The following is a 5,443-nucleotide window of genomic DNA, read 5'->3' on the forward strand; positions in this document are numbered from 1 at the left end:
GCCATCGGGTCGCTCGCGCACACCAGGGCCGTGGCTCCGGCGGCGAACAGTCGCGCGGCCCCCGCCTGGCCCGACTCGAGCGAGTAGAGGCCGCGCGCCACGAGCTCGTCGCTGAGCGGAGAGCCGAGCTGGTCGAGCAGCCGGCGGGCGGCGTCGAGCTTGCGGCGCGAGGGGATGTGATCGTCCGGCCCGAGCAGCAGACCGATGCGCCGGTGCCCGAGCTGATGCACGTGGAGCACGGCCTGCTCCGCGGCCGCGACGTCATCGGTGGAGACGGTGGGGAAGGGCAGCTCCGGCACGCGCGCGTTCACGAGCACGGTCGGCAGGTTCACCGCCCGCAGGCGCTCGTAGTGCTGGTGTGCGGCGTCGGCCTGGGTGTAGTTGCCGCCGAGGAACACCACGCCCGACACCTGCTGGGCGAGCAGCAGATCCACGTAGTCGGACTCGGTGACCCCGCCGGCGTTCTGCGTGCAGAGCAGGGGCGTGTAGCCGTTCTGGGTGAGCGCACCGCCGACGATCTCGGCGAACGCGGGGAAGATCGGGTTCTGCAACTCCGGCAGCACGAGGCCCACCAGGCGTGCCCGCTCGCCGCGCAGCTTCGTGGGCCGCTCGTAGCCCAGCACGTCCAGCGCCGTGAGCACGGCCTGCCGGGTGGCGTCCGAGACGCCGGGCTTGTCGTTGAGCACGCGGCTGACCGTCGCCTCGCTCACGCCGACCTTGCGGGCCACCTCTGCCAGACGCTTCGACATGCGCTCAGTGTACGCAAGTCCTTGCAAGATCGCGCAAGCGGGTTGCGCTCACCCGCCGGGGCTCGCGCTCACTCCGACGTTGCGCCCGCGGACGTTCCGCTCTCGCTGCCGTTGGCGGGGTCCCCCGCGAACGCGATCGCGCCCAGGAAGTTGTCGCTCGGGTCGCAGAACTTCAGGAACCGCGCGAAGCCCAGGTCCTCGATGCTGGCGATCCGCGTGTCGGACGCCCGCAGCCGCGCGGCCAGGTCGTCGAAGCGCTCCGTCTTGAGGAAGAGGGCCGGCTTCGTGTCGCCGTCCACGGTGACCCGCATCGGCGTGTACTCCGCCGCCTCCCAGAGCATGAGGTCGAGGCCGGGGTCCAGGCGCAGCATGGCGTAGGTCCCGTAGTGCGTGAGCACGCGGAAACCGAGCACGTCCGAGTACCAGCCGATGGCCTCGTCCAGGTTCTTCGCGGGCAGCTGGACATGGTCGAGGGCGGTGACGACGGGGGTCATGGGTGTCCTTCCGGGTGGGACTCCCAACCTATCCGCGGCCGCCGTGGGGAATGCCGCGTCCGATACCCGCCAGAACTCCGGGCGGCGGACTGCTGGGCTGAGGGGATGCACCCGCGAGCCCCCCGCCCTCCGCTGCCTCCGGCGTTCACGCGACTGTCCTGGTCGAGCGTCCTCACGCAGTTCGCCGAGCAGATCGCCCTGGTGGCCGTCCCGCTCACTGCCGTGCTGCTGCTGGGCGCCGACGCCGCGGGCACGGCGCTGCTCCAGGTCGCGCAGACCCTCCCGTTCCTGCTGCTCGCCATCCCGTTCGGGCTCCTCGTCGACCGTTCGTCTCCGCGCCGGCTCCTCCTGCTGCCCGAGGCGCTGCGCGCGAGCACGCTCGTGGCGGTGATCGTCCTCCTCGCCCTCGACGCCCTGCGCTTCGAGTCGTTGCTGGCCCTCGGTTTCGCGGGAGCCGTGGGCACCATGGGCATCAGCGTCGCGGTGCCCGCCGCCGTTCCGCGCACCGTCTCGCGCGATCGCCTGGTCGACGCGAACCGGTGGCTGGAGCTCGGGCGCAGTGCGGCGTTCATCGGGGGGCCGGCCGTCGCCGGGGCGATCGTGTCGCTGGGCGGCGCCGACACCGCGTTCGTCGTGGCGACCGTCGCCTGCCTGGCCGCGCTGGCCGTGCTCGCGCGCACCGACATCCCCGCCCGCGTGGCCGCACCCCGCACGACACCCTGGCGCGACATCGGCGAGGGACTGCGCTTCGCGTTCTTCCATGCGCTGCTGCGGCCGATGATCGTGACCTCCTTCGTGTTCAACGTGGGGTGGTTCCTGCTGCAGTCGGTGTTCGTGGTCTACGCGCTCGACCGCCTCGGCATGACCCCCGCGACGGTCGGCGCCGCGATGGCCGTGTACGGCGGCGGCATGGTGATCGGCGCACTGCTCGCCCCGGTGCTGTCGCGACGGTTCGCGCTCGGCGCTCTGACGATGCTGGGGCCGCTCGGCGGGTTCGCCGCCGCGCTCCTGATGGCTGCGACGCTGTGGGTGCCGGCGCCGGCGTTCGCGTTCGCGGCGTATCTGCTGTTCGGGCTCGGGCCGGTGCTGTGGACCATCGGCACGACGTCGCTGCGTCAGGCGGTGACCCCGGTGTCGATGATCGGCCGGGTGTCGTCGGTGCTGGTCGTCGCCACGTACGGGGCCCGCCCGGTCGGCGCGGCGCTCGGGGCCGTGGTCGCCGCCGGGGTGGGAGTCGAGGCGTGCATCGTGCTGTGCGCCGGGGTGTTCGCCGCGCAGCTCGGCTACGTCCTGCTCTCGGCGCTGCGCCGGGTGCGGGAGATCCCTGCCGACCCCGCGGACGCTGCGGTCGAGGCGACACCGCCGGACGAGTCCGCGGGCGGACGGACGGCACCCTCCGCCCGCGGGTCCGCGTCCGAGTAGTTCCGCGTCAGACCCGGCCACGCTCGGCGGGCGCTTTGCGGTCCCGTGGTTGCGGAGGCCGCGCCGGCGCGGTCGTCGCTCATCAGTACTCCAAGGGATGCGGAGAGGACCGCGTCGGGAAGCCAGGCGGCTGCCCGCGGACTCCGCAGTGCATCCCGCACGGCGGCATAGGGAATGTGCACCAGGGCGAACCAGGTGCGTCCGACGGTGGCGGCGTCCAGCACGCCGAAGTGTGCCTCGGCGAACCGGCGGACCGCGCGCGTCACGTCATCGTTGAGCCGGGCGAGCTCGTCGCCGAGTTCTTCCGGCCATCGAGCGATGAGGTCGTCCCTGCGATACATCGCCATCAGGGCGGCCTCGCTCGGATGCGCGGCACTCCACTCGACCGAGTGCCGCACCGCCTCTCGCGCCGCGGCGAGGAGATCCTCGTCGTCCAGCGCAGTGAGGAAGCCCTGTTGGAACTGCTGCACCGTTCTCAGCCACAGCGTCGCCAGCAGCAGGTCGCGAGAGGGGAAGCGGTGATAGATCGATCCGGAGGGTGCTCCCAGGCGTCGCGCGATCGCCGACACGGTCGCCGCAGCCACCCCCTCCTCCGCGACGAGGGCGATGGCGGCATCCAGGATGCTCTCGTCGGTGTACTTGGCGGCCCGTCCCACGTCAGAGCCCCTCCTTCGCCGCGAGCGTACTCAGCGTCCGTAGCTGCTTCCGCATCATGGGCAGGTCGCTCCAGGCTAGGAGGTAGCGTCGCAGCGCGCCGAGCCGACCTCCGATCCGTGGCATCCGGAGCGTGGCTCCCAGCTGGGAGCCGCCGCCGAGCGTCCGATCGATCCGATAGGTCACCGTGAGGGCGCCGAAGGCCCGCGTGGGCCATCCCTCGTTCATCCGCAACGTCAGTGAGACGTCGCGTTCGAATTCGACGAGAGTGAAGATCGTCATGAAGGTCTGGCCTCTGCGCAGCGACTGCAGTCCGGGGTCGGGCACACGCGGACTGCGGCGCGCGAAGTTGTCGATCGCGTCGTAGCTGTACGGCGCCCGTCGCAGCTGGCACAGCCACAGGAAGAGCGCGGCAGGCGAAGCGGCTGACCGCACCGCGCGCGTGGCGATGCGGATCTCCCCCTCCGGCGCGAGGAGGGAAGTGGCAGGCGTGGCCGAGACGGACGGACCCCACCGCCAGGGCAGGCCACGCGGGGAGGGGGTATCGGCGAAGGCGTGAAGGTCCATGAGCCGATATTAGCGAGTACTCTCTAATTCGACCAGAGCTACGAGGAGCTGCGTCCTGCCGTCAGACCCGGCCCGATTACGTGCGCAGCGCCCTGGCTTCGGCCCGGGTGATGCGCGCCTGGACCCGCGGTTCAACATCCCGGAGGAAGTGCGGACTCGACCGTTCGGCCAGTCCCGGAATCACGCGGGTGTGCGCCCGCCCGTCGCTCCATCGGACGACAGCCGCGGCTCGCCGATGCCGGAGGCGGTGAGGGCACCGAGGGTCTCGTCGAGCCACGCGATGCTCTCGGGAACCCAGCTCCGGGCGCGCGGCGTGAGGGGGCGCGGGTTCAGGTGCGCCGCCCCGGTCGAGAAACCGTGGGCACCGTACGAGTAGACGTGGGCCTCGAAGGGCACTCCGGCTCCGGCCAGCGCGGAGGCGAAGGCGAGCGTGTTCTCCACGACCGTCACGTCGTCGTCGCGCGTGTGGAAGAGGAAGGTCGGGGCGGCGTCGGCCGTGACGTGCTCCGCCGGGTAGGGCATGCCCGGTCGGCAGCGGTCGGCGATCTCCGGCAGGATCACCGGGTAGCCGAGGATCGCGGCGGCGGGCCGGTGCTCGGCCATGGTCGCCGCGACCGCCGCGAGGTGCCCGCCGGCGGAGAACCCGATGACGGCGATCTTCGTCGGGTCGAGGTGCCACGCCTCGGCGTTCGCCGTGAGCTGTGCCATCGCCTGCTCGTAGTCGTCGAGCGGGCGCGGCCAGGCTCCCTGATCGCCGACCGAATAGCGCAGCACGAACGCCTGATACCCCGCCGCGAGGAACGGGTAGGCGACGGGATCCGCCTCCCGGTCGCTGCAGTACTGGTAGCCGCCGCCGGGGAGGATCAGCACGGCCGGGCGGGCCGTGACCCCGGCGAACTCGCCGTCGACGGGCTGCACGTAGCAGGTGAGCGTGACGCCGCGCTCGGCGTTCAGGGTGACGGTCTCGCCGAGCATCGGGGCGGCCTTTCGGGGTGGGGGCGGGGTGGTCGTCAGGCTACCAAGCGCGGGACGTCGCCGGGGGAGCGCGGCGCTCACGCGCGCAGATACGGGTCGACGAGGAGCGGGCCCCGGATCTCGCGGAGCCGCTCGACGAGCCGATCGATCGCCGCCCGGCCGAGCCCCGTGAGCTGCACGTCGTACGGGCCGAGGGGTGCGAGCGGACCGGTGCGCAGCCGCACGACCTCCCAGCCGGCGCCCCGCACCGCGCGGTCCTTGCGGCGGTCGGCCTCCTCGCGCTTGCCGACGTGCTCGAGCCCGTGACGGCCGACGGAGTCGTACTCGATCGCGACCCGCAGCTCGGGCAGCAGGATGTCGGGCCACACCTCGGTGTGCCGGAAGAACGGCCGCACGACCTTGATCGCGTTGAGGCCATCGGTGAACTCCAGCCGGTCGCGCAGCATCGCGCGCAGCTTCGCCTCGGCCGCCGACGCGGGCTTCGGCGCGCACGCGCTGAGGAACGGGGTGCCCTTCGGCAGGTCGGGGGTCTTCGTGCACAGCGCGGGGGCGGGCTTCTTCGGGCGGGCGGGCAGCGCGCGA

General features: G+C 72.3%; 5 protein-coding genes and 2 pseudogenes. 1 reads left to right on the top strand and 6 read right to left on the bottom strand.

Going from position 1 to position 5,443, the window contains the following annotated elements:
• Together DW309_RS10545 and DW309_RS10550 are read right to left on the bottom strand one after the other, a co-directional pair.
• Positions 1-749, bottom strand: a 749-nt coding sequence (locus tag DW309_RS10545; protein WP_136045348.1) for a LacI family DNA-binding transcriptional regulator, incomplete at its 3' end; no start/stop codon positions are given.
• 68 nt (positions 750-817) lie between these two features.
• The gene (locus DW309_RS10550; RefSeq protein WP_136045349.1) at positions 818-1,243 is read right to left on the bottom strand and encodes a VOC family protein; all 426 of its coding nucleotides are present in this window, start codon (positions 1,241-1,243) and stop codon (positions 818-820) included.
• A 105-nt stretch (positions 1,244-1,348) separates the two neighbouring features.
• Between DW309_RS10550 and DW309_RS10555 the strand changes: the two genes are divergently transcribed.
• Positions 1,349-2,665: an MFS transporter gene (locus DW309_RS10555; protein WP_136045350.1), complete on the top strand. Its 1,317-nt coding sequence runs from the start codon at positions 1,349-1,351 to the stop codon at positions 2,663-2,665.
• A 500-nt stretch (positions 2,666-3,165) separates the two neighbouring features.
• On the opposite strand, the pseudogene DW309_RS20130 reads toward DW309_RS10555, so the two are convergent.
• The 4 genes and pseudogenes from DW309_RS20130 to DW309_RS10575 all read right to left on the bottom strand — a co-directional run.
• Positions 3,166-3,321: pseudogene (locus tag DW309_RS20130) on the bottom strand (TetR/AcrR family transcriptional regulator); the annotation flags it as partial.
• A gap of 1 nt (position 3,322) precedes the next feature.
• Positions 3,323-3,886, bottom strand: coding sequence for a hypothetical protein (locus DW309_RS10565; RefSeq protein ID WP_205812728.1), 564 nt, complete (start codon positions 3,884-3,886; stop codon positions 3,323-3,325).
• A 180-nt stretch (positions 3,887-4,066) separates the two neighbouring features.
• A complete protein-coding gene (locus DW309_RS10570; RefSeq protein ID WP_136045352.1) occupies positions 4,067-4,861 on the bottom strand; it encodes an alpha/beta hydrolase in 795 nt (264 codons plus the stop codon).
• Positions 4,862-4,938: 77 nt separating this feature from the next.
• Positions 4,939-5,443 (bottom strand): annotated as a pseudogene (locus DW309_RS10575) (endonuclease domain-containing protein); the annotation flags it as partial.

Source organism: Microbacterium sp. K41 (assembly GCF_004794395.1).
GTDB lineage: Bacteria > Actinomycetota > Actinomycetes > Actinomycetales > Microbacteriaceae > Microbacterium > Microbacterium sufflavum.